This window comes from Aquabacterium sp. CECT 9606, assembly GCF_918741295.1.
Classification (GTDB): Bacteria; Pseudomonadota; Gammaproteobacteria; order Burkholderiales; family Burkholderiaceae_C; genus Aquabacterium.
In genome coordinates, this window is the sequence record NZ_CAKKNB010000001.1 from 1,389,011 (window position 1) to 1,413,118 (window position 24,108).

21 protein-coding genes are annotated in these 24,108 nt (G+C 63.4%); 7 read left to right on the forward strand and 14 right to left on the reverse strand.

Annotated features, from left to right (window positions below):
- Nucleotides 1-73 precede the first annotated feature (73 nt).
- Nucleotides 74-613, forward strand: coding sequence for a MarR family winged helix-turn-helix transcriptional regulator (locus tag LQ232_RS06505; RefSeq protein WP_230179448.1), 540 nt, complete (start codon nucleotides 74-76; stop codon nucleotides 611-613).
- Between the two features lie 83 nt (nucleotides 614-696).
- On the opposite strand, the gene LQ232_RS06510 is transcribed toward LQ232_RS06505, so the two are convergent.
- The 5 genes from LQ232_RS06510 to mutL all read right to left on the reverse strand — a co-directional run bounded on the left by LQ232_RS06510 (nucleotide 697) and on the right by mutL (nucleotide 7,011).
- Complete coding sequence (locus tag LQ232_RS06510) at nucleotides 697-1,443, reverse strand: hypothetical protein (RefSeq protein ID WP_230179449.1); 747 nt, start codon at nucleotides 1,441-1,443, stop codon at nucleotides 697-699.
- A gap of 155 nt (nucleotides 1,444-1,598) precedes the next feature.
- Nucleotides 1,599-2,576, reverse strand: coding sequence for a tRNA (adenosine(37)-N6)-dimethylallyltransferase MiaA (gene miaA / locus LQ232_RS06515; protein WP_230179450.1), 978 nt, complete (start codon nucleotides 2,574-2,576; stop codon nucleotides 1,599-1,601).
- Nucleotides 2,577-2,583: 7 nt separating this feature from the next.
- Nucleotides 2,584-3,837 carry a multidrug effflux MFS transporter gene (locus LQ232_RS06520; protein ID WP_230179451.1) on the reverse strand — a complete coding sequence of 418 codons (1,254 nt, stop codon included), beginning with the start codon at nucleotides 3,835-3,837 and terminating at the stop codon, nucleotides 2,584-2,586.
- Entirely contained in the window at nucleotides 3,824-5,050 is a 1,227-nt protein-coding gene (locus tag LQ232_RS06525; RefSeq protein ID WP_371820118.1) for a pseudouridine synthase, read from the reverse strand. Before LQ232_RS06525 ends, LQ232_RS06520 begins: the two co-directional genes overlap by 14 nt.
- Before the next feature lie 17 nt (nucleotides 5,051-5,067).
- Entirely contained in the window at nucleotides 5,068-7,011 is a 1,944-nt protein-coding gene (mutL, locus tag LQ232_RS06530; protein ID WP_230179452.1) for a DNA mismatch repair endonuclease MutL, read from the reverse strand.
- Between the two features lie 35 nt (nucleotides 7,012-7,046).
- On the opposite strand from mutL, the gene LQ232_RS06535 reads away from it, so the two are divergent.
- From LQ232_RS06535 to LQ232_RS06550, 4 genes are read left to right on the forward strand one after another with little or no spacing between them, the layout of a single operon-like run.
- Entirely contained in the window at nucleotides 7,047-7,697 is a 651-nt protein-coding gene (locus tag LQ232_RS06535; RefSeq protein ID WP_230179453.1) for a DedA family protein, read from the forward strand.
- 60 nt (nucleotides 7,698-7,757) lie between these two features.
- Nucleotides 7,758-8,609: an archaetidylserine decarboxylase gene (gene asd, locus LQ232_RS06540; RefSeq protein ID WP_230179454.1), complete on the forward strand. Its 852-nt coding sequence runs from the start codon at nucleotides 7,758-7,760 to the stop codon at nucleotides 8,607-8,609.
- Nucleotide 8,610: 1 nt separating this feature from the next.
- Nucleotides 8,611-9,435: a rhodanese domain-containing protein gene (locus LQ232_RS06545; protein ID WP_230179455.1), complete on the forward strand. Its 825-nt coding sequence runs from the start codon at nucleotides 8,611-8,613 to the stop codon at nucleotides 9,433-9,435.
- A gap of 1 nt (nucleotide 9,436) precedes the next feature.
- Nucleotides 9,437-10,342, forward strand: a complete 906-nt coding sequence (locus LQ232_RS06550) for a pseudouridine synthase (protein ID WP_230179456.1) — start codon at nucleotides 9,437-9,439, stop codon at nucleotides 10,340-10,342.
- 371 nt (nucleotides 10,343-10,713) lie between these two features.
- On the opposite strand, the gene LQ232_RS06555 is transcribed toward LQ232_RS06550, so the two are convergent.
- Together LQ232_RS06555 and LQ232_RS06560 are read right to left on the reverse strand one after the other, a co-directional pair.
- Entirely contained in the window at nucleotides 10,714-11,673 is a 960-nt protein-coding gene (locus tag LQ232_RS06555; RefSeq protein ID WP_230179457.1) for an SDR family NAD(P)-dependent oxidoreductase, read from the reverse strand.
- A 45-nt stretch (nucleotides 11,674-11,718) separates the two neighbouring features.
- A complete protein-coding gene (locus LQ232_RS06560) occupies nucleotides 11,719-12,699 on the reverse strand; it encodes an SDR family oxidoreductase (protein WP_230179458.1) in 981 nt (326 codons plus the stop codon).
- A 216-nt stretch (nucleotides 12,700-12,915) separates the two neighbouring features.
- Here LQ232_RS06560 and LQ232_RS06565 point away from each other — a divergent pair, with 216 nt between their 5' ends.
- Nucleotides 12,916-13,671, forward strand: a complete 756-nt coding sequence (locus LQ232_RS06565; protein WP_230179459.1) for a TetR/AcrR family transcriptional regulator — start codon at nucleotides 12,916-12,918, stop codon at nucleotides 13,669-13,671.
- Nucleotides 13,672-13,728: 57 nt separating this feature from the next.
- Here the strand turns inward: LQ232_RS06565 and LQ232_RS06570 are convergent, their stop codons facing one another.
- The 4 genes from LQ232_RS06570 to mdeB all read right to left on the reverse strand — a co-directional run bounded on the left by LQ232_RS06570 (nucleotide 13,729) and on the right by mdeB (nucleotide 19,853).
- The gene (locus LQ232_RS06570; RefSeq protein ID WP_230179460.1) at nucleotides 13,729-14,199 is read right to left on the reverse strand and encodes a hypothetical protein; all 471 of its coding nucleotides are present in this window, start codon (nucleotides 14,197-14,199) and stop codon (nucleotides 13,729-13,731) included.
- A 103-nt stretch (nucleotides 14,200-14,302) separates the two neighbouring features.
- A complete protein-coding gene (lpdA, locus tag LQ232_RS06575) occupies nucleotides 14,303-15,805 on the reverse strand; it encodes a dihydrolipoyl dehydrogenase (RefSeq protein WP_230179461.1) in 1,503 nt (500 codons plus the stop codon).
- A gap of 11 nt (nucleotides 15,806-15,816) precedes the next feature.
- Nucleotides 15,817-17,127 (reverse strand): dihydrolipoyllysine-residue acetyltransferase, encoded by a 1,311-nt coding sequence (gene aceF, locus LQ232_RS06580; protein WP_230179462.1) that lies wholly within the window; start codon nucleotides 17,125-17,127, stop codon nucleotides 15,817-15,819.
- Nucleotides 17,128-17,153: 26 nt separating this feature from the next.
- On the reverse strand, nucleotides 17,154-19,853 hold the full coding sequence (gene mdeB, locus LQ232_RS06585) for an alpha-ketoglutarate dehydrogenase (RefSeq protein ID WP_230179463.1): 2,700 nt from the start codon (nucleotides 19,851-19,853) through the stop codon (nucleotides 17,154-17,156).
- 127 nt (nucleotides 19,854-19,980) lie between these two features.
- On the opposite strand from mdeB, the gene LQ232_RS06590 reads away from it, so the two are divergent.
- Nucleotides 19,981-20,442: an Lrp/AsnC family transcriptional regulator gene (locus LQ232_RS06590; protein ID WP_230179464.1), complete on the forward strand. Its 462-nt coding sequence runs from the start codon at nucleotides 19,981-19,983 to the stop codon at nucleotides 20,440-20,442.
- On the opposite strand, the gene LQ232_RS06595 is transcribed toward LQ232_RS06590, so the two are convergent.
- The 3 genes from LQ232_RS06595 to LQ232_RS06605 all read right to left on the reverse strand — a co-directional run bounded on the left by LQ232_RS06595 (nucleotide 20,433) and on the right by LQ232_RS06605 (nucleotide 24,103).
- Complete coding sequence (locus LQ232_RS06595; RefSeq protein WP_230179465.1) at nucleotides 20,433-21,407, reverse strand: fumarylacetoacetate hydrolase family protein; 975 nt, start codon at nucleotides 21,405-21,407, stop codon at nucleotides 20,433-20,435. The genes LQ232_RS06590 and LQ232_RS06595 overlap by 10 nt on opposite strands.
- An 81-nt stretch (nucleotides 21,408-21,488) precedes the next feature.
- Complete coding sequence (locus LQ232_RS06600) at nucleotides 21,489-23,348, reverse strand: FAD-dependent monooxygenase (protein WP_230179466.1); 1,860 nt, start codon at nucleotides 23,346-23,348, stop codon at nucleotides 21,489-21,491.
- Entirely contained in the window at nucleotides 23,348-24,103 is a 756-nt protein-coding gene (locus LQ232_RS06605; RefSeq protein ID WP_230179467.1) for a VOC family protein, read from the reverse strand. Before LQ232_RS06605 ends, LQ232_RS06600 begins: the two co-directional genes overlap by 1 nt.
- Nucleotides 24,104-24,108: the final 5 nt, after the last annotated feature.

Sequence of the window (24,108 nt, forward strand, 5' to 3'; positions counted from 1 at the left end):
TGCAAAGCGTGAACAGGGTAGGGTGTGATTATGGTGCCTTGACAATATTTGTTTAGGCAATTAAATTCTTCCCATGACGACTAAGAAACCGGATCTGGCGACAGGCGCCTTGCAGGGCGCCGACTTCTACTCGCCGGAGCGATTTTCCAGCGCCGACAGCGTGGGCTTCCTGATGAAGCGCGTCATGATGGCTTTGGTGACCGATGTGGACCGCCAGTTGGAAGCGCATGGCCTGACGCACGCCCAGTGGACGCCTTTGTTCCTGCTGCGGCAAGGGCGTGTCAATACCCTGGCAGAGTTGTCACGCGAGCTGCAACTGGACCCCGGCGCCCTGACGCGCACCCTGGACCGGCTGGAGGCCAAAGGCCTGTGCACCCGCGAGCGATCCACGCAAGACCGGCGGGTGGTGCACCTGGCCTTGACCGATGAGGGCCTGGCCGCTTCAGCCCATGTGCCCAAGGTGCTGTGCGAAACGCTCAACGCGTTTCTGGACGGATTCAGCCACGACGAGTGGCAGACCCTGCTCGATTTTCTGCGCCGCATGGCCCACAACGCCGAACGCGTTCGCGAGGCCAGTGGCGGCCCGCACGATGTGCACCAGCCCAAATCTTAAAGCGCCGGTGACGTGGCAGCCCGTGGGGCCGGTCGAGCATGCCGCAAACCAGGCGGTCGCCTGATCCTGCAATCCGCTGTCGATCAGGCGATGTTGCGCTTGCCCTTGATGTTGGCACCCACGACGAGCAACCCGGCCAATAAAAGCAGGGCCTGCGTTGGTTCGGGAACCGAAGACACATTGATCTTACCTGTCATCTGATAAGAGAACTGCTGTGTGAATGTGTCGACGTTCCAGGTGGCGTTGAGCAGCGTGTAGGTGGCTGCATAGTTGACGATGGATCCCTCTGGCAGGGTGAAGGGTATGAAATACTGGTCACCTGAACCCCAGCCACCAGCGTGGTTGAACACGATCCTGGCAGTTCCTACGAGGGTCGCCACAGTCGATCCAATCTTGGCCTTCAAGAGGACTGGTGACACTGGGGCGAATTCGCCTTCTGTCCACAAACCAGCGCCTGGCTCATTGCATGAAGGGCACCAAACCTGTCCTTGAGAATAGAAGATACTTCCCTCGCCTCTTGCCCAATTGTTGACACGGCCGAAACGGTAGGTGATTTCGTCATTGCTGGTTTCGACGCTCAGCAATTCGCCATTGGTGTAGGGGATCCATCCGGCTCCCGATTGACGAACCTCTCCGTTGCTCAATTGGTATGAGTACGCCGCCCCCAGGATACTGAAGCGGTCATAGCTCGGGTAATCAACAGGATAGTGGCTGTCTGGATAGCCAGCCACGGTGCTGACGTTGATTGCGTCAATGCTCAGGGCATGGGCTTGGTAGGAGAAAAATACGGAAGCTGCGGCAACGACGACGCGCTTGAGATTGGTTTGCATATGGTTGGTTTTATTCAACTCGTTGATGTATTCAGAGAGAGCCTTTGGCTCTCACCTCCCTTTGCGTGACCCGGCAAGGTCCTTCGCGTCGGCAGGGTAGCGGAGGCACGTGGCTTGGTCAATGAAAGGCTACCCCTTGGATGCGGGGCGGCGCTTCAATCTTGTTTGGGCGACAAATGCGGCATCAACAAGGCCTGGGCCTGTTCCACCGCATCGGGCGCGTCGGCCGCCACCACATGCCGCCACGGCATGCCGCGCAGCCAGGTCAGCTGGCGCTTGGCCAATTGGCGGGTGGCGGCGATGCCGCGTTCGGTCACGGCGGCCAGGTTTTTGGCCTCATGCAGTTCCAGGCCTTCGTCCAGCGCTTCCCACACCTGCCGGTAGCCCACGCAGCGCATGGAGGGCAGGTCCAGGTGCAGATCGCCGCGCCGACGCAGCGCCTGCACTTCATCGATGAAGCCGGCCTGCATCATTTGTTCAAAGCGCTGGGCGATGCGGTGGTGCAGCCAGGGGCGCTCGGTGGGCTCCAGTGAGACCAGCACGGTGTGGGCCGGGCCCTGCTCGCCATGCGATGGGGCGCGCAGGTGGAAGCTGGACAGGGGCTTGCCGGTGCTGTGCCACACCTCCAGCGCACGCTGGATGCGCTGTGTGTCGCCTGGGGGCAGCCGTGTGGCGGTCACTGGGTCGACCGCGGCCAACTCGGCGTGCAAGGCGGCCCAGCCTTCGGTTTGAGCGCGGGCGTCCAGCATGGCGCGCACGGCCGGATCAGCCGGGGGCATCTCGTCCAGGCCGTCCAGCAAAGACTTGATGTAGAGCATGGTGCCGCCCACCAGCACGGGGTGGCGGCCACGCGCGCGGATCTCGGCCATCAAGCGCTGCGTGTCGCGCACGAAGCGCGCGGCGCTGTAGCTTTCCAGCGGATCGATGATGTCGATCAGGTGGTGCGGCACGGCGGCCAACTCATCGGGCGTGGGTTTGGCGGTGCCGATGTCCATGCCGCGGTAGACCAAGGCCGAGTCAACGCTGATGATCTCGATCGGGGCGTGCGCGGCCAGCCCCAGTGCGATGGCGGTCTTGCCGCTGGCCGTGGGGCCGGCCAGGATCAGGGTGGTGGGCGTGTTGTCCAGGCTCATGGCAAGGTCAGACAGCTGCGGGGGCGAGGCCATCGCGTTGCACCAGGTGCAGCGCCACCCAGGCCGTGCAGGCCGCGCCCACGGACACGCCCAGCGTCATCGGATAAATGGTCCCTATCCACATGGGCAGCTTCATGGCGGCGGCCAGCAGTGCACCCACCCCAAAGGCGATGGAAGCCAGAACGAAACCTGACAGGGCCGACGCCGCGCCCGCCTGGCGAGGGAAGCTGGCCACCACACCGGTCTGGCCGCATGGCTGGTGAATGCCGTGGGCGCAGGCGTAGACCCACAGGCCGGGCAGGATCCAGAACATGCCGGGCACGGTGCCCGAGAGCACCGCGTACGCCGACACGCCCGCCATCCACAGGCCGCCCGCCAGCGTGAGCAGGCCGGCCACCCGCACGCTGCCGATCAGGCCCCGGCTGACCAGCATGCGGCGGCACAGGGCCACACCGATCAGGTACGACACAGACCACGATGCCATGACGAAGCCGAAGGCCTGGCGGCTGCAGCCGAGCACGTCGATGAACACGAAGGGCCCGCCCGCCAGGCAGACGAACAGGCCGCCAAAGGTGGCGGAGGTCAGCATGGCGTGGGCGCGGAAGGTGGGGTGCCGGGCGATGTCCCACCAGTCCCGCAGCAAGCTCATGGGGTGCGTGGCGCGTGTGCGGCGATCCAGCGGCAAGGTCTCGGGCAGGCGCCAGACCACGAACAACAGCGTGATGGCGCCGAATACACCAACGGCGGCCAGTGCATAGCGCCAGCCCAGGTGCGTGGCCAGAAAGCCGCCGGTGATCGGGCCCATGAGGGCGATGAGCCCCAGGCCACCCATGCCGTGGGCCATCATGCGGGCGCCCTCCACGGGCGCGTAAAGGTCGCGGATCATGGCGCGCCCGCAAACCACGGCGGCGGACAGGCAGGCGCCTTGCGCGGCGCGGGCAGCCACCATCAGGCTCAAGCTGTCGGCGATGAAGGTCAGGCCGCTGGCCACCACGAACAGGCTCAGTCCCCAACGCAACACTGGGCGGCGCCCGACGCGGTCAGCCACCGGCCCCCACACCAGTTGCCCGATGCCGAAGGCCAGCACCAGCACCGACAGGGTGAGCTGCGAGGCCGAGGGGCTCACGCCCAAGGCGCGCTGCATTTGCGGCAAGGCGGGCAGGTAGACGTCCGTGGTGATGGGTTGGAGGCCCAACAGCAGGGACAGCGCCACCACGACCACCCAGGTTGCGGGTGGGCGGGGGGCCTCAGAAGCGTTCATCAGGCTGCAGGAAGCGCCATTGGCCCAGCGGCAGGTTGCCCAGCACGATGCGGCCCATGCGCACGCGCTTGAGGCCCACCACCTTCAGGCCGACCTGCTCGCACATGCGGCGGATCTGGCGCTTTCGGCCTTCGCGCAGCACGAATCGCAGTTGCTGCTCGTTCTGCCACGACACCTTGGCGGGCTTGAGCTCGATGCCGTCCAGCATCAGGCCATGGCGCAGCTTGTCCATCAGCTCGCCAGGGAAAACGCCCGAGATGTTCTTCTCTTCGGGGTTGTCGGGCAGCTCGACGCGCACCAGGTATTCCTTCTCGACGTTCGAATCCTCGCCGATCAGTTCGCGCGCGATGCGGCCGTCTTGCGTCAGCACCAGCAGGCCGGTGGAGTCGATGTCGAGCCGGCCTGCGGGCGCCAGGTGCTTGAGGTGGCCGCGCGTCAAGCTCAGCTTGGTGCGGTCGCCTTCCTTCCATTGGTTCTCGGGGCGGATCAGCACGAAGGCGGGCTCATAGCCATCTTCGGCCTGGCCGCTCACGTAGCCGATGGGCTTGTTGATCAGGATGGTGACGCGCTGGGCTTGCTGCGTCTTGGCGGCCGCGTCAATGGTGATGTCTTGATGCGGGTAGACGCGCGAGCCCAGTTCGCTGACCACTTGGCCATCGACCAGCACCCAGCCGTGCTCGATCCATTCATCGGCTTCGCGGCGCGAAGACAGGCCGCGCTCGCTCATCAGCTTGGACAGGCGAATACGGCCATCGTGTTCGACGCTGCCGTCGGTGGCTTGTTGAACGGGCGTGGAAGGGCGCGGGCCCTGGGCGCGGCGGCCGTCCTTGCGGAAATCCTGTTGAGGCGGTGGCGGCGTGTTGGGGCGGTTGTCGAAACGTTGCGGCGCTGGGCCACGCGGGCGGTCATCCCTGGGCCTGGCTGCCACGGGGCGATCCCGCTCATCGCGGCGCGGGGCGGGTGTGCGTGGACGCTCGCCAGGCCACCGCGATTCATCCCTCGGCGCAGCAGCTGCAGGCGCAGGCGCACGTGCCGCTGCCTTGGTCGCTTCCTCACGCGCCTTGGCGGCCTGCTCGGCCTCCTCGACGGTCATGCGTTTGCGAGGCGCCGAGCCTGCGCCGCGCACAGGCGGGCGCCGGGGTGCGAAAGCATCGCGCTCGGCATCGGGTGTGGCTGGCTTGTTGGCCAGGATGATTTTCTTGCGTTCGGTCATGGGGGCCTTCGTTTCGTTCAGCGGCCGCGCATGAACAGGGCGTCGAGTTCACGCATGGAAAGTTGCCGCCAGGTGGGGCGGCCGTGGTTGCATTGGTCTGCGCGGTCGGTGGCTTCCATGTCGCGCAGCAGTGCGTTCATCTCGGTGATGGTGAGTTGCCGGTTGGCACGCACGGCGCCGTGGCAGGCCATGGTGGCCAGCAGTTCGTGTTGCGCGCGTTTGATCACATCACTGGCATCGAGTTGCGCCAGTTCGGCCAGCACCGAGCGGGCCAGGTCCACGCCATCGGCTTGCGTCAGGGCCAGGGGCACCGAACGCAAAGCCAGGGTGGTGGGGCCGAGCGCGTCGATGTCCAGGCCCAGGCTCATCAAGGCTTCGCGCTGTGATTCGGCGGTGGCGATTTCTTGCGGCGTGGCGGCAAAGCTTTGCGGGATCAGCAAAGGCTGGCTTTCCAGCCGCTCGTGCGCCAGTTGCGCCTTCAGGCGTTCGTAGACGATGCGCTCGTGGGCGGCGTGCATGTCGACGATGACCAGGCCGTGGGCGTTCTCGGCCAGCACGAACACGCCGCCGACCTGCGCCAGGGCGCGGCCCAGGGGCCATTCATGCGAAGGGGTTTCAGCGGGCTGTGTCGTCACCGGCCTCAGCGATTCGGGTGCGAAGCCGAACGATGTGGGCTGGTCTTGATCGGACGCCGGCTGCCCTAAGTTGGGCACTGGCATGCGCTCCGAGGCGAGGAAGGATGTCGATCCACCGACATCGGCTTGCGGCCAGCCCGCCCAGCGGCGCTCCGGTGCCGCATCGGCCGGCCGCTGCCAGGCCAGTGGGCTTTGCTGGTTGACCGACAAGGGCGCCTGCACTGATGAAGCCACAGCGCCATCAACGGACGACGCAGGCACTGTGCCGCCAACGGGGTTGGGCGAACCCGCGAAAGGCGCAACCGCCTCGCCCGCCGCTGCCAAGGTCGCCCGCGACAAAGCCAGCGCTGCCTCCACCGATTTGCGCACCGCCTGGTGCACCTCGCGCGAATCGCGGAAGCGTACTTCGATCTTGGTCGGGTGCACGTTCACATCCACGCGGTCGGGCGCGATCTCGATGAACAGCACGTACGTGGGCTGGCGCGAGCCATGCAGCACGTCTTCATACGCGGCGCGCACGCCATGGCTCAGCAGCTTGTCGCGCACATGGCGGCCATTGACGTAGAAATACTGCTGGTCGGCGCGCGAGCGGGCCGCGTCGGGCAGGCCGGTGTAGCCGTACACGCGCATCGGGCCCATGCTCATCTCGACCGCGCGCGAGGTCGACATGAAATCATCGCCCAGGACATCGACCACACGTTGGTCGGGCGAGCCGGCGCGCCATTGCTCCACCAGCTTGCCTTCGTGCCACACGGCGAAGCCCACATCGGGCCGGGCCAGGGCGTGGCGCCGCACGGCTTCCAGGCAATGGGCCAGTTCGGTGCCCTCGGTCTTCAAAAACTTGCGGCGGGCAGGCGTGCTGAAAAACAGTTCGCGCACCTCGACACTGGTGCCCACACCACGCGCGGCCGGGCTCAGCTCGCCTGATCGGGCATCCAGCCGGTGCGCATGGGCGTCTTCCGCCGTGCGGCTGGCAATCGCCATGTCCGACACGGAAGCAATCGCCGCCAGCGCCTCGCCCCGGAAACCCATGGTCGCCACGCTTTCCAGATCGTGCAATGAGCCGATCTTGCTGGTGGCGTGGCGTTTCAAGGCCAAGGGCAGTTCGTCAGTCGGGATGCCGCTGCCATCGTCCTCGACCAGGATCTGGCGGATGCCGCCGGCCAGCAGCTTGACGGTGATCTGGCGCGCGCCCGCGTCCAGGGCGTTGTCCACCAATTCGCGCACCACCGAGGCAGGGCGCTCGACCACCTCGCCAGCCGCGATTTGGCTGATCAGTTCGTCGGGCAATTCGCGGATGTTTCGGCGGGCGGAGGAGGTCGTCATCAAGGGATTGTACGAAGCCCCCCGATAATGGGCGCATGGACATCGCTCATTTCCTCCTCGATTTCATCCTCCACGTCGACCAGCACCTGGCGGAGTTCGTTCAAAACTACGGCGCGTGGGTGTATGCCCTGCTGTTCCTGATCGTGTTCGTGGAGACCGGGCTGGTGGTGATGCCTTTCCTGCCGGGCGATTCACTGCTCTTCATCGTGGGTGCCCTGGCTGGCGCTGGCGCCATCAATCTGCCGGTGGCGATGGCTGTGCTGCTGGTGGCCGCCATCCTGGGGGACCAGGTCAACTACACGATTGGCCGCGCCATCGGGCCCAAGGTCTTCCAGTGGGAAAACTCCCGCTGGTTCAACCGCCGGGCCTTCGAGGCGGCCCACAGTTTTTACGAAAAGCACGGCGGCATCACCATCATCCTTGCCCGATTCATGCCCTTCATCCGCACCTTCGCGCCCTTCGTGGCCGGCGTGGCACAGATGAACCGCGCCACCTTCACCGCCTACAACGTGATCGGCGCGCTGATCTGGGTGGTGGGCCTGAGCCTGGTGGGCTACTTTTTCGGCAACATCCCGGTCGTGCAAGCGAATCTGAGCAAGATCATCTGGGCGATGATCCTGATTCCCGGCGTGGTGGCCCTCCTGGGGGCGTGGCGTGCTGGCCGCAAGGGCAAGGCCCTGGCCTGAGCGCCGCTCGGTGGTCGCTCGATACAATGGCGGCCCCTCACCATTGCATTGGTAGCCGCCGTGTCAGACCGTCTCTTTGTCATGCTGCAGTACGCCTTGCCCAAGCAAGCCCTGACGGCCTTTGCCGGGCGCATGGCGTGGGTCAAGGGCGGGGCGCTGACCACGCGCTTCATCCGTTGGTTCGTGGGGCGCTATGGCGTGAACATGGCCGAGGCCGCGAACCCCGACATCGCCAGCTACCCCACCTTCAATGAGTTCTTCACCCGGCCGCTGAAGCCGGGTGCGCGGCCCCTGGTCCAGGCCGACCTGATCTGCCCGGTCGATGGCGCCATCAGCCAGGTCGGCCCCATTGCCGGAGACCAGATCTTCCAGGCCAAGGGCCACCATTACTCTGCCCAGGCCTTGGTGGGCGGCGATGCCTTGCTGGCCGCGCAGTTCCAGGACGGGCACTTCGCCACCATCTACCTCAGCCCCAAGGATTACCACCGCATCCACATGCCTTGCGATGGCCGCCTGACCCGCATGATCTACGTGCCGGGCGATTTGTTTTCGGTCAACCCCGCCACGGCGCGCGGTGTGCCCGGCCTGTTCGCCCGCAATGAGCGCGTGGTCTGCGTGTTCGAGACCGAGCATGGCCCCTTCGTGCTGACCCTGGTGGGCGCCACCATTGTGGGCAGCATGGCGACCGTCTGGCATGGCGTGGTGAACCCGCCCCGGGCCAAGGAAGTGCGCGAATGGCGTTACACCGACCAATCCATCGTGCTGAAAAAAGGCGACGAGATGGGCCGCTTCCTGCTGGGCTCGACCGTGGTGATGCTGTTCCCCAAAGGCCCCTTGACCTTCAACCCCAAGTGGGCTTCGACCGGCCCGGTCCGCCTCGGTGAGGCCATGGCCAACCGCGTTGATGTCTGACATGACTGATCTGCTGGACATCGTCCACGAGTCCTTCTACAAGTTCGTGGCCATCGCAGACCCCGAGGCTTGCACCATTGCCCTGCGCGAGATCACGCAAGGCCTGACCGGCAGCATCCTGGTGGCCACGGAAGGCATCAATGGCATGGTCGCGGCCAAGCCTGAAGCGCTGGATGCGTTTCATGAGGCATTGCTGGCTGACCCGCGCGTGGCGGGCCTGTTTGGCGGCATGACCTTCAAGCGCAGCCCCTGCAAGACGCGGCCTTTCTTCAAGATGAAGGTGCACCACAAGCCCGAGATCCTGCCCCTGGGCGTCGAAGGCGTGGACGCCATCCACCAGACCGGCATCAACGTCAGCCCGCAGGAGTGGCGTGAGTTGATCAAACAAGACGACGTGGTCCTGATCGACAACCGCAACAGCTTCGAGTTCAAGCTGGGGCGCTTCAAGAACGCGGTCGATCCGCAGGTGCACACCTTCCGCGACTTGCCGCGCTACATCGAAGCGCACGTGGATGAATGGAAGGCCGAAGGCAAGCGCGTGGCCATGTACTGCACCGGCGGCATCCGCTGCGAAAAGACCAGCGCCTGGATGCTGGGCATGGACATCCCGGTGTACCAGCTGGAAGGCGGCATCCTGAGTTATTTCGCCCAGATGCCCGATGCCGACAAGGATTGGGAAGGCGAGTGCTTCGTCTTCGACAACCGCATCGCGCTTGACACGCACTTGCAGCAAACCGACACCACGGCCGAAGACGTGTACGCGGGCGACCCCGACGAGCAGTGGCGGCTGCAGCGCGCCAAGCGGCTGGCCAAAGGCAGCCAGTAGCGTGTCGGCCAAGCCGCGCCCGCTGCCCACCAAGGACGGCGTCGGCCCCAGTTGCGTGGCCTTGCCATCCGGCCCCTGGCGCACCATGGCCGACTTCCTGGTGCAGCAGTTTCCGGCGGTCTCGGTCGCGACCTGGCAGGCGCGCATGCAGGGCGGCGAGGTGGTTGACGAAAATGGCGTACCCGTCACTCAGGAGCGCGCCTACCAAGCCAATCTGCGCCTGTATTACTACCGGTCGCTTGAGACCGAGCCGCGCCTGCCGTTTGACGAGGTTGTGCTCTTCCAGGATGAGCACATCGTGGTGGCCGACAAGCCGCACTTCATGCCCGTCACCCCCGGTGGCCGCTACCTGCAAGAGACCCTGCTGGTGCGCCTGAAACGCAAGCTGGGCATCGACACCCTGGCGCCCATTCACCGCCTGGACCGCGAGACGGCGGGCATCGTCTTGTTCTCCATCCAACCCACCACCCGTGGCGCTTACCAGAGCGTGTTTTCGCAAAGAACCGCCACCAAGCACTACCAGGCTGTGGCCCCCTGGCGCCCTGATCTGGCTTGGCCGCTGACCCGCCAAAGCCGGCTTGAAGAAGACGAGCACTTCATGCAGATGCGCGAGGTGCCTGGCGAGCCCAACACCGAGACGCGCATCGACGTGCTGAAGGTGCAGGGCGACCTGGCCCTTTATGCCTTGAGCCCCGTCACCGGCCGCAAGCACCAGTTGCGCGTGCACTGCGCGGCCTTGGGGTTGCCCATCGTCAATGACCTGATCTATCCCCGGCTGTTTGCGGCCGACAGCGATGACCACGCCAAACCTTTGCAGTTGCTGGCCAAGGGCATTGAGTTCACTGACCCCGTCACCGGCCAAGCCCGGCGGTTCACCAGCCAGCAGGCCTTGATGCTGCGGGAATGAGTGGTTTTTTTAAGTGTTCATTTCCTCGTCGTGCGCCAAATCGGTGGCGACTTACGCCACAGGGTTGCGACTGGCCTGCACGGAAGGTCTACGGATGGCATTCGATGTCTGCTCCAGGCTGAGGCTGTCGCATGAGATTCAACATCGAATGTCGGCGCCTACCTAAACCTGACATTGATGGTTTTCACGGGCGTAAGTCAGGTCCACGCGGGAACAGACCTTGACTGACGGCGATCAAGTCGCCATGCGATGCGGGTCCCAATGCCGCATCGGAAAGCCGTGACCTAGTGCAGCCGACCTTAAGGAGCCGGTAGCGGGTTTTGAATGAACGGCTCTTATCCAGGACCTGGAGTGAGCGCTTCAGTACGGGTTCACGCCATCCAATTCGGCATCTCCGTTGGTGTAATACCCGTCAATTTTTTTGAGTCTTCCCAAACTTTCCCGGCCACGCGGGCGTCATAGGACATCTTGGATGATTTGCGCTCATAAAGTACCCCGTCGTGGGACTGAAAGTACTTGTTGGACGAGTCTTTATAGCGAGCGTCGGTCGCGAGCACCGCCAGCGATTCTGCCGAGAAGATTTCACGCCCGATGGTGACGCCGATGCGCTTGAGGATCGATTTCACCCAGGGCTGGCTGGCCATGACTTTGAAAATCTTGGGCGAGCTGTCTGCCAGCCCGGTTTCCGGGATGAAGCCTGGATCGTAGGCGATGACCGTGATGCCCTTTCCTGCCGCGCGCAGGCGGCGATGCAATTCGTACGCGTACAGGATCTCGCAGAGTTTCGACGTCGCGTAGCGAACCCCGCCACGAAGCGCGGGCTTGTTGGCCGCCAACTGGCGCACATCGGGTTGCACGGCTTTACCGATGATCCTGCCGTCCATGGACTCGCCATCGTGGGTACCGCTGGCGGTGAAAACAATACGACCGTGTGGCGCGATGACATCCATGAGCAGATTCACAAGCAGGAAATTGCCCAGGCCATTGACCGCGAAGGTTTCTTCATGATGGTCAATGCTGAAGCTCGCAGAAGTGCCGCCCAAGGTCTGGATGCCCGCATTGAGAATCAGCGCATCAAGTTTCGGAATTTGCCCGGAAGTACTCAAGGTGCGAATCTGGTCTGCGCCCTTCCTCACCGAGGCCAGAGAGGCCAGATCCAGCTCGATGACCGTCACCGTGCATGAGGCTGAACGCAGTTTCGCGGCAACGGCTTCTATTTTCTGGGTGGATCGGCCCAGCATCAGCAAATGAACCTTGGGGAGCAAGGCCAGTTTCTTGCTGCAAATCAGGCCCAGCCCGCTGTGCCCGCCGGTGATGGCAATGGTCGTCATGTTCTGCCTATTTGAGTTAGCTTTTGATTCGTGGCGCCCTTGCCGTTAGCGAGCAAGCGGCCAGCCCCGTGCTGCAGCTTCGCGGCGGGCAAACTCTTCATATTTCGTGGCTTGGTGGCCCAGCAGCGTGGGCAGGTGGCGCATGTCGCCGGGAGGCAAACCGTGCTGGTCGTAATACATCATCATGCGCACGTAGCAGTCACGTGCTTCCTCGGGCCAGTTTCGGATGTCACGCGCGTTCCACGATTCGCCAATGCCTTGGACAAAGTATTTCGCCGAGCGCAACTTGGGGCTGGCCAGCGACTGAATCATCTGCATGGTCGAGCCGAACAGCGACTTCGAATTCTTCATGGAGTCCGGGCTGAGGCGGATCGCGGTCACCTTGTGGCCCATCACCTTGCTCCAGATGGCCGCCATTTCGTTGCGGTCCAGCACATGGCCCGAGAGCTCATAAGTCTTGCCGATGTGGGGCGCCGGACGGGCGAGCACATTGCTGGCCGCTTCGCCGATGTCTTCCACGTCCACAACGCCCATCTTCGATGAGCATGAAACTGGATAAGGCAGCACCCCCGCGCAGATGAACTGCCAGACCTCCAGGTAATTCTGCATGTAGTGCGAGGGACGAAGAATGGTCACAGGCAGGCCAGATTCCAGCAGGCGCTCTTCAGCATGAAGCTTTTGCTGGTGGTGAGGGAGCTCCTTGATATCGGGATGGATGACCGAATGAAAAACAATGTTCTCGGTCTTGTGAGCCTTGGCCGCCTGGATGATGCTCTGAAGTACCGGTTGCTCATCGATGATCCGGGTCGGGGCGGCATGGTAGAGCTGGTTCACGCCGCTCATGGCCTCGTGAATTTGCCGAGGGTTCTGCAGGTCACCAATGAACACCTCTGTCGCCCCATCTTTCCTGACTTGGGCCGCCTGAGCTTCATTCTTGACGAATGCACGCACGGGGAGGCCTTTCTCGTGAAGGCGACGAGTCAGGATTCGCCCGATACCGCCTGCGGCGCTGGTGATGAGGATCATGAGGTGTCCGTTCAATGGGATCTGGGGGTCAAAAAAAGGGATGCGAGCGCCCAAGCACAGAGCAACGAGGGTTGCATTTTTCAAGACGCAGGTGCGCTGGGCTGTCGGCAACGCGATCTTGCGTCAGTATACCTAAATGTCGATTAGTAATCGACATTGATTAAAAATCGTTTACCCTTGGTCTCGGTGGTAGAATGGACCCACCTTGGAGGAACAGTGACTGCAGCCAAACGCCCACGCTTGGAGAAGCGCAAGCAGGCCACCCGCCTGCGACTGATGGAGTCGGCCTACGCCTTGATGGCCACGAAGGGGTTGCCCGATGTGTCGATTCAAGAGATCACGTCGGCAGCCGATGTGGGCTTCGGCACCTTCTACACTTACTTCGCATCGAAGGAGTCGATCTACGACGCCTTGGTCGAAGAGGTGCTGGCGTCTTCCGGCAGCGTCGTCGACGCCGCCACCCGTCATCTGACCGATCCCGCCGAACGTTTGAGCGCGGGCATCCAATACACGCTGCTTCAGGCGCGCGCGGATGTGCTGTGGGGCAAGTTCCTGTCCACCTCCCTCATGAGTCCGGCATCGGCGGCCCGTGGTCTGGGCAAGTTCTTCTTGCGCGACGTGCTGGAGGGGCTGGCCAGCAAGCGCTTTGAGGTGGAAGACGTTCCGATGAGCGTCGTGGCCATCGCTGGAACGCTTGACGCGATGCTCCGCATGGAGAGCGATGTGTTGGCAACGGTCCTGGGCAATCTCGGCTTGCAGCAGGGGAGTGATGCCGCCAAGGGGCATGGTGATTTGGACATGACGAAGCGTTCGGCCGCGCTGGTGCTGCGCATCCTGGGCGTCCCGGCCAAGGAGTCGCTGCAGTTGGCCCGCAAGCCCCTGCCACCCATCCCTGGCTTCGCGCGCTTCTTTGTTGACCGGGAGTCCGGGCAGACACCAAGCGACGCGGCTCCAAGTCCGCCTGGCCTCTGATCGGGCACTCGGGTGTTCTGTGCCCTAGGCTGACCACCGTCGCGCCGATTGGCTGACTCACGTTGGCAACTGCTCGTGGCGGAAAATGAATCCATCCAGTCGCGCCTTGAGCGCAGTCACATCGCCCCTGGCCTGCCAACGCAAGACCAAGCCCAGCTTGGCATCCTGGCTGGCCTTGGCGCTCACCACTTGCACACCGAGGGCGCTCGCCTCGTCCATGAAAACGGACTCCACCTCGCGCTGGATCAGCGTGGGCTTGAAGATCTTGCCGATCACCGTGGTGGGCAGGACATCGACGACGCGAACCAGCTTGGGGTGCGCTGCACGCTCTGCGATGGTTGACTTGGCATGCGTCATCAATTCATCGACCGTGGCCTGACTGCCCGGGCGTAACTGCACGTAGACCATGGGCACTTCGGACAACAAAGCGTAGGTGCTGTGCTGTCCGGCCATGAGGTCGGGCATGCTCGACTCCAGGGCTTCGATGTCCTGAAGGCCGCGAATGGGCTTGGTGGCAGATGCAGTCATGCGGAAAATTCCGGGCTGGGTGAGTCAAGAGGCCAGAGAGCGGTATTGGGTTCAGACCAAGAGGTGTGGCAGGTCCATCCCTCTGGGGCATCCACATGACCGCTTACCTCCTAGAGACTCCCGTGGGTGGCAAATCCGTGCACTTGCCTTGCGCGGCTTCGGCGCCAAGGCCAATGCTTTCGCCGAGCGTGGGATGAGGATGAATCGTTTTGCCGATGTCGACGGCATCGGCCCCCATCTCGATGGCCAAGGCCACTTCGCCGATGAGGTCGCCTGCGTGCTGGCCCACGATGCCACTGCCCAGGATGCGGCCGCAGTTGCCATCTGGCGCGACTTCAAAGAGCAGTTTGGTGAACCCCTCATCGCGCCCATTGGCGATCGCGCGGCCTGATGCAGACCAAGGAAACACCCCCTTCTTCACGGCCATGCCCTGCGATCGTGCTTGCGCTTCGGTGATGCCAACCCAGGCGATTTCCGGATCGGTGTAGGCCACGCTGGGGATGACCCGGGCATCGAAGCGGGATCGGGCAAGGTGGGCCACATCGAGCAGTTCGCCCGCGATGACCTCGGCGGCCACATGCCCCTCGTGCACGGCCTTGTGCGCGAGCATGGGTTGCCCCACCACATCGCCAATGGCAAAGAGGTGGGCAGCTTGGGTGCGAAGCTGGGCGTCCACCGGGATGAAGCCCCGTTCATCGGGCGTCAGCCCACACCGGTCCAGGCCCAGGCCGCTTGTGTTGGGTGTGCGGCCCACGGCGCACAGCACCAGGTCATACAGTTGCTCTGACAGCGCGCCATCGCTGGCCGCCAACGTGACCAGAATCCCCTGGTCCGTGGCCTGTGCGCCGACCGTCCGGGTGCTCACCTTGATGTGCTCAAACCTGGGGGCATTCATCTTCTGCCAAACCCCCACCAGATCCCGGTCGGCGCCGGGCATGAGCCCGTCGGAGGCCTCCACCACGTCGATGCGTGCGCCCAGGCTGGCGTACACCGTGGCCATCTCCAGGCCGATGATGCCCCCGCCAATGACCAGCATGCGCTGGGGCACAAAGGGCAGCTTGAGGGCACCGGTCGAGTCCACGATGCGTTCATCCACCGGCAGGAAGGGCAGCCTGACGGCTTGGGAGCCAGCAGCCACGATGGCGTACTTGAACCGCAACACCTGGCTGCGGCCTGTCCGCTCTTGCCCATCGCCGGTGGTTTCGTTGATCCTGAGGTGGAAGGGGTCCAGAAACTCGCCCACGCCCCGCAAGGATTGGACTTTGCGGGCCTGTGCCATCTTGCTCAAGCCACCGGTCAGCTTGCCCACGACCTGGGTTTTGTGCTGCCTCAGCGCATCCAGGTCGATCGTGGGTGCGCCGTAGGCGATGCCCGCGCGGGCCAGGTGCTTCACCTCGCCCATGACGGACGCGACGTGCAGCAGCGCCTTCGATGGGATGCAGCCGACGTATAGGCACACGCCGCCCAAGGTGCCAAAGCGCTCGATGATCGCGACCTTGAGCCCCAGGTCGGCCGCCCTGAACGCAGCTGAGTAGCCACCCGGGCCGCCGCCGAGCACGGCCACATCGCAGGACAAGTCAACCGGGCCTTCGTATCGGCTCTCCATGTAGCCCCCGCTCACAATGCGATGCGGCGGAAGTCCGCCAACAAGGCTGCGAAGTGCGCGTTGAAGCGACCAGCCGCCGCGCCATCGATCACGCGGTGATCCCACGACAAGGACAGCGGCAACATCAACCTGGGCAAGAACTGCGTGCCATCCCACACCGGCTTCATCTGGCTGCGGCACACACCCATGATGGCCACCTCCGGCGCATTGATGATGGGCGTGAAGCCCGTGCCACCGATGCCACCCAGCGAGCTGATGCTGAAGCAGCCGCCGCTCATGTCCGCTGGCGCCAACTTGCCTTCGCGTGCCTTGGCCGCCAGCTCGCCCATTTCGCGGCTGATCTCCAAGATGCCCTTCTTGTCGACGTCCTTGATCACCGGCACCACCAGGCCGTTGGGTGTGTCGGCCGCGAAGCCGATGTGGATGTAGTGCTTGAGGATCAGCTGTTCGCCATCCAGGCTGGCGTTGAACTCGGGGAAGCGCTTCAAGGCCGCTGCTGCAGCCTTGATCAGGAAGGCCAGCAACGTGACCTTGAGGCCCGAGGCGCTGTGCTCCTTGTTGAGTTGCACACGCAGGGCTTCCAGCTCGGTGATGTCGGCTTCCTCATGGTTGGTGACATGGGGAATCAGCACCCAGTTGCGATGCAGGTTGGCGCCAGAGATTTTTTTGATGCGAGAGCGTGCCTTGCGTTCGATCGGGCCGAACTTTTCGAAGTCGATCTGGGGCCAGGGCAAGAGCCCAGCCAAGGGGCCCGGGTTGCCCGCAGCGCCCATGCTTGGATGGGCGCGTTGCGCGCTGGTCAGGGTCTCGCCAGCCATGACTTGTTTGACAAAGCCGATGACGTCTTCACGGGTGATCCGCCCTTTGAGGCCCGTGCCGCGCACATCGGCCAGGCCGACGTTCAGCTCTCGGGCCAGTTGACGGATGGAGGGGGAAGCGTGGGGCCGATGTTGAGCGTCTGTGCCTTGAACAGACGCTGCGCTGGGCTTCTCCTCTTGCGCAGGGGGAGGCAAGGCGCTGGCCGCTTGCTCGGCGACCACCACGGGTGGAATGGATGCGGGGGGGGCCGATGGCGCCTCGGCCTGAAGCTCCACCACCGCGATGAGGGAATCCTTGGAGACCTTGTCGCCCAGTTTGACGAGCAGCTGCTTGAGCACCCCGCCGTGCGAGGCCGGGATCTCCATGGCCGCCTTGTCGCTCTCGACCGTGAGCAGGCTCTGATCCTTTTGGATGCGGTCCCCGGGCTTGACCAGCAGTTCAATGACGCTGACGTCGCGGTAGTCCCCAATGTCGGGGACCTGCAGTTCGATGGTTTCAGTCATGGCTTTTTGTGGAGATGGCGTATCGGTCAGCACGACCACGACGAAGGACGTGAGGCGTCGATCTGGTAGCGCGCGATGGCTTGCGCGCAGACGGACGCATCCAGCGCACCTTGTTGGCGAAGCGCCGTCAGCGCGGCCAGCACCACCTGATGCCGGTCCACCTCGAAGAACTGCCGCAAGGCCGCACGCGTGTCGCTGCGCCCGAATCCATCGGTGCCCAAGGCCACGACGGGAGCGTCAACGTGTGGGGCGATCAGCTCCGGCCAGGCGCGAACGTAGTCCGTGGCCGCCACGACCGGCGCACTGCCACCAAGGCAGGCCGCCACATGGCTTGCGCGCGGTGCGTCGCCTGGATTGAGTCGGTTCCAGCGCTCCACTTCCCGGGCATCGCGGGCCAGTTCGCTGAAGCTGGTGGCGCTCCAGATTTCCGAGTCGATTTGCCAGTCCTGGGTCAGCAGTTCGGCCGCTTCGATCACCTCGCGCAAGATGGTGCCGGAGCCGACCAAGCGAACCACCGGGCGGCCCGTGCCCACCTTGTGCGCACTGAACTTGTACATCCCCTTGATCACATCACCCTCCGCCGCCTTGGGCAGCGTGGGCTGGCTGTAGTTCTCGTTCATCACGGTGATGTAGTAGAAAACATCACGCTGTTGTTCCAGCATCTCGCGCATGCCGTGGTCCAGGATGACCGCCAGCTCGCCCGCGAAGCAAGGGTCATAGGCCCGGCAGTTGGGCACCATGGCGGCCTGCACCAGGCTGCTGCCATCCTGGTGCTGCAGCCCTTCACCGCCCAGCGTGGTGCGGCCCGCCGTGGCGCCGATCAGGAAGCCGCGCGAACGTTGGTCCGCCGCCGCCCAGACCAGGTCGCCGACACGCTGGAAGCCGAACATCGAGTAGTAGATGTAGAAGGGCAGCATGGGCTGGCCGTGCACCGAATAGCTGGTCGCGGCAGCAGTCCAGCTGCTCAGGGCGCCGGCCTCGTTGATGCCTTCTTCGAGGATCTGGCCGTTGGTGGCCTCGCGGTAGCTCATCAGCGAGCCGATGTCTTCGGGCTCGTAGTTCTGGCCATTGCAGGAGTAGATGCCCACCTGTTTGAAGAGGTTGGCCATGCCGAAGGTGCGCGCCTCGTCCGCGACGATGGGCACGATGCGCGGCCCGAGCTCCTTGTCCTTGAGCAGGTTGCCGAGCATGCGCACGAAGGCCATCGTGGTGCTCATGTCTTTGCCGTCGGCTTGAACCGCAAAATCGCCGTACTGGCTCAAGGGCGGCGTGGCGATCACGGGCGCGTGCACATGGCGCTGGGGCATGTGGCCCCCAAGGGCTTGCCGGCGCGCATGCAGGTAGCGCATCTCGGGGCTGTCTTCGGCGGGTTTGTAGAACGCGATGTTGGCGGCCTGCTCGTCGCTCAATGGCAAGTTGAAGCGGTTGCGGAACGCGATGAGGTCTTGTGTCTCCAGCTTCTTTTGCTGGTGCGTGGTCATGCGGCCCTGGCCGGCATCGCCCATGCCGTAGCCCTTCTTGGTCTGCGCGAGCACCACGCAGGGCCGCCCCGTGGTTTGCATGGCGGCTTGGAAGGCCGCGTGGATCTTGATCAGGTCGTGCCCACCGCGCTTGAGGCGGTCAATCTGCTCATCCGTCAAGCCCTGGGCCAAGGCCGCAAGCTGCGGGTTCTGGCCGAAGAAGTGTTCGCGGTTGTAGCGGCCGTCCTTGGCGGCAAAGGTCTGGAACTGCCCATCAACGGTCTGCGCAAAGGCCTTGGCCAAGGCGCCTTCCTTGTCGCGTGCGAACAGGCCATCCCAATCCGAGCCCCACACCAGCTTGATGACGCGCCAGCCCGCGCCTTCAAAGAGCGCCTCCAGCTCATCGATGATGCGGCCATTGCCCCGCACGGGGCCGTCGAGGCGCTGCAGGTTGCAATTGACCACCCAGATCAGGTTGTCGAGCTTTTCGCGGGCGGCCAGGGTCAGCGCGCTCATGCTTTCTGGCTCGTCCATCTCGCCGTCGCCAAAGACGCCCCAGACTTTGCGTTGGCTGCTTTGCATCAGGCCGCGGTGCGCGAGGTAGCGCATGAACCGGGCCTGGTAAATGGCGCTGATCGGCCCCAGGCCCATCGAGCCTGTCGGGAACTGCCAGAACGCGGGCATCAACCAGGGGTGGGGGTAGCTGCACAGGCCTTGCACGCCTTGGGCCGCTGCGGTTATCTCTTGGCGGTAGTGGGCCAGAGAAGCTTCGTCCAGGCGCCCTTCCAGAAACGCCCGCGCATAGATGCCGGGTGCGGAGTGGGGTTGGTAGAAGACCAGGTCGCCCGTGCCGGGCTGCTCGTTGGCACGGAAGAAGTGGTTGAAGCCCACCTCGAACAGGTCAGCCGCGCTGGCATAGCTGGCGATGTGTCCGCCCAGTTCGCCATAGGCCTTGTTGGCCCGGACCACCATGGCCAGTGCGTTCCACCGCATCAGCGATGCCAGGCGCTCTTCGATGGCGAGGTCGCCCGGGAAGCTCGGCTGCTTGTCCACCGTGATGGTGTTGACGTAGGGCGTGCCGCGCACGGGCTGCCAGCCGATGGCCGGCTCACGCGCCTGAAGGGTCAGTTGATCCAGGATGGCGCGCACGCGCTCGGGGCCGCCATGCGCAAGCAGCGACTGCAGTGCAGCCAGCCATTCTTCGGTTTCAACGGGGTCGATGTCCACGGCTTGTGAACATGCTTTCTGGTCGGACAGGTTGCTCATGGGTGTCTCCTCTTGAGCTAGAGACTGTAGAAAAAAGGGCAAAACAGATGGTGCTGAATTGCTTGACAAACACCCGAAATGGCAGCACAAAATGCTGCAAATAAATCATCTTTAAGCAGAAATAAACATGGATGCCGTCGATCTCAGAATATTGAGCGAGCTTCAACAGGACAGCAGCCTGTCCAACGTCGAGTTGGCTCGTCGCGTCCACTTGTCGCCGTCACCCTGCCTCGCGCGCGTGAAAGCCATGGAGGCCTCGGGGCTGATCCGGCACTACGTCGCCTTGCTCGACCCGCAGGCGCTGGGCCTGCACCTCAACGTGTTCATCTCGATCAGCCTCAAGCAGCAGACACGCGCCGCGCTGGAGCGGTTCGAGCGCGAGATCTGCCTGCGTGAAGAGGTCATGGAGTGCTACCTCATGACCGGCGATGAGGACTACCTGCTCCGCGTCGCGGTGCCCGACATGCCGACGCTGGAGCGCTTCATCATCGAGCAGCTGTCGCCCATGCCCCAGATCGAAAAGATCCGTTCAAGCTTCGCGCTCAAGCAGGTGCGCTACAAGACGGCGCTGCCTCTGCCTCATGCTTGAGCGACGACCCGGGTTCTTTGGGTGCCCAGGTCCAGCGCGCCATCTTTGGTGCGGATGGACAGGGTCATGAGGTCGTTGGGCTGCAGGTAGTCGGGGTTCTTCACGCCACCCTTGATGAAGATGCGCCACTTCTGCGCGTCGCTCAGCAGCACCTTGGCCGCCAGCATCGCCAGTTTGCCGGGCGATTGCGCCGCACAACCCGCAGGCGTGCCCGTGGCGATCAGGTCACCCGCATACAGGTTCTGCAGGCCTGACAGCTCAGTGAGCGTGGTGTGGGGCTTGTTGACCATACTGCCGCACACATCCTGCTGCCTGACCTGGCCATTGACTTCCAGCGTCATCTGCAAGGCGGAGACCTGCCGCCATTCCGCCGGTTCAAGCAGCAGCAGGTAAGGGCCAACGGGGCCAAAGGTACGGTAGCTCTTGCCCTTGTAGAACTGCCCTTGCGGCAGTTGCACATCGCGCGCCGACACATCGTTCACGATGGTGACGCCCGCCAGGTAGTCATGCAGCTTGTCGGCCGGCACGTTCTCCTCGCTCAGCAGGTCACGCTTCAAGACCAGGCCCAGCTCGATCTCGTAGTCCAGCAGCTTCACATGGCGCGGCCGGATCACGTCATCGAACGGGCCCGAAATGCATGAGGAGGCCTTGGTGAAGATGCAGTTGAAGGGCAGGTTGTCGGGGTCCAGGCCCGATTCGCGGATGTGGCTCGGGTAGTTGATGCCTTGGCACACGAACTGCTGATTGGTCGTCACCGGCGAGAGCACGGTCAGGCCCGACAGCGCCAGGGTGGCCTCACGCTCGGTGGCGGCCCTGGCCGCTTGCAGGCCGTGCTGGACGAAATCGCCTGTCGTCGCAAAGGAACCGGCCAGGGGCGCGACCTTGTCGCCAAAGACGACGCCCCATTGAGGCTGGTGTGATGCCTGGCTGCCAGAGAGTTGGTATCTGATGACTTGTACGGCCATGGTGGAGAAGACTCTTGAAGTGACCGGGAAGGCGCGCCTGCCCGAATGGGCAAACGCGACGAGGGGCGCACGGGGGCGCGTTCAGGCTGTTCTGCGTGCGGGTTGCTGCTGAGATTGACTGGCCTCAGGACGACCATCTGTCAAAAAGCATGTCGTCAAACTGGCCATGGCCATGTCCAATGCTGCGATGGATGACGCGGCAGGCTTGTGGGTTCTCCAGGCGACATGTCCATCTGGGCGGACAAGGACCGCACCGTGCTGCCCGACCTCCAGTTGACGGACCGGCCATTGCGGGTCAGCAGCCAGGCTGGATTGGGCCAGCACGAGGTTCAGGTGATGGCGTGCCTGGTCTGTTGACTGGCTCAAGGCCTGTGACCAGGCATCGGCATCGTGCACGATCAGGGTGAACTTGCGCTTGTCCACCAGATCGATCAGCGGCTTGGTCTGCCCTTCATGCAGCACAGGGACATGGGGCAGGCGCGCGCCAGGCCATGTCGTGGGCTTGTAGTCCACCACGCCGGCGCCCATCTTGGGCTGCTGCGACCCTTCTGGGATCACCAAGCCGGCCTTGTAGGCGTAGCCAAACTCCAGCCCCGTCGACACGAAGTGCTCGATCTGACCCGGGATCGCATCGGCGATCTTTTTGCGCAGCTTGTCGGCCTGTTTGGTCTTTCGGCTGAGCAGCTTGGTCTTGCTGAATGCCAGCTTCATCATCCCATCGGCCAAAGCTCCCTTGAATCGCCTTGGCAACCATTTGAGGGGCGCAGATTCAAAAGCCCGGGTGACCCCCATCAAGCTCCGGTTGGTGATGTTGAGGTGCGTGGTCACTTCGTCAAGCTTGAAGTGGTTGCCGACGCTTTGCTCCAAGAAAAGCTGGATGACCGCCTTTCGCTCGACTTCATACGTGTCCAGCAGGGTGTCGCGCGCACGGCCTTCAAGCACGGCGGCCAGCTTCCATGCGATGTTCTGGGCGTCCTGTACCCCGCCATTGAGGCCAAAGCCGCCCGTGTGTGGAAACCGGTGCGCGGCGTCACCCGCGAGCAAGGCTCGACCATCGCGATAGCGACTCGCCTGCTGGGCGGTCATGCTCCAGTTGCCTTGCGTCTTGATCTCAAAGGGCGTCTGCTCACCGATGACCGTGGGAATGATGCGTGACCAGTAGGCTTGCGGATCGCGGACCATTTGCTGGTCTCGGCACACGAACGGCCCCATCAGGATGTAGTGGTCATCGGCATGTTTGATCAACACACCGCAGAAGTCGGGGTTGTAGAGCCAGGTCAACAGCGGGTAAGGCTTGGGCAGGATCGCGTCCAGATTGGCCCGGAAGAACACGCTGGCCATGTGTGCCAGGACAGGCCCTTTCAACTCGATGCCAAGGGCTTCCCGGACGGCGCTGTTGGCACCATCCGCGCCGACCAGCCAGTCGGCTTCCAGCGTGGATGCGCTGCCATCCTGATGGTCCACCTTCACCGTCACGCCAGCGCTGTTCGATTTGAACTCGCGAACATTTGCACCCTTGACAAAAGAGATGAGCGGCTCTTTCTCCACCCAAGTCCACAGGGCGGGCATGAGTTGATGCTGGCCGATGTGGGCGATGTGATAGTGGCAGTGCGTCAAGACCTCGTCGACCCTCTGCTTGTCACCCAGGACGTTCAAGCCGCCAAGCGATGGCTCGGCCAAGCTGGTGCACCAGCGTATCTCGCCGATGTCTTCGATGGGCGGGCACAGCGCCAAGAGGTCTTGGGCCATGTCATGGGAATAGCCCGACCAGATCTCAAAGCTGCGACCATTGATGACGTGCGCTGCAGGATGCGGCATGGCCACCTTGCGTCGCTCAAGCAGGATGCTTCGGATGCCGTAGCCGGCCAACAGGAGGGCGAGGGTGCAGCCGGTGGCACCTGCGCCAACGATGACCACTCGCGCGGTGTGTTGAGTTGTCATCACAGCGTCCTCCAGTTGATGGCCTTCATGTTGCCCACTTGCTTCTGGCCCGGCGGCGTGCCCGCACCTTGCCGCACGAGTTCCTTGACCGGGACGCCGGCGCGGAATTGCTCAAGCAGGTACTCGGGATCGAAGTTCACGCCGATGGGGTTCTTGGCGAAGGCTTCGCTGCTGAAATAGCGCTTCGTTTCCTCGGGGGTGTCGAAGTTTTCGACTTGGAACTCCAGCCTGATGCCATCCGGATCTTCGTAGTAGATGGACGTCGTCAGGCCGTGGTTGATGCACCAGACCGGCTGGATGCCGCGATCACGCATGCGCACATAGGTGCCGAGCAAGTCTTCCAGTGAACGAAAGCCCAGCGCGATGTGGTCAAAGCCATAGATCTTGCGGCGCAGCTTTGAAAAGGGAAAGAGAAATCGCAGCCATGACGGCAACTTGACTAACGCGAGCCGATGGCTCTCGCCGTCCCAGGTCAGGAAGGCGATGGTCTTGTCGATGTGGACGACCTCCGCATCAAACGCTTGCTGGTACCAGGCGATCATCTCCTCGCGCCTGGCGGTCTTGCACACCCAATGCGCGATGTACTGCGGTATTGGTTTCGCGGCGCCGCTGCTTGGGCTGGAAGGTGTTGCCATGTGATGGCTCCGTCTAGTGATGAAGGCGTGAATGGGGTGGGCGCGGCACAGCCAAGGGATGGTTGCCGCAAACCGGTCGGACGGAGACACTGTAACAGATAGTCGATCATAAATCGACATTGATT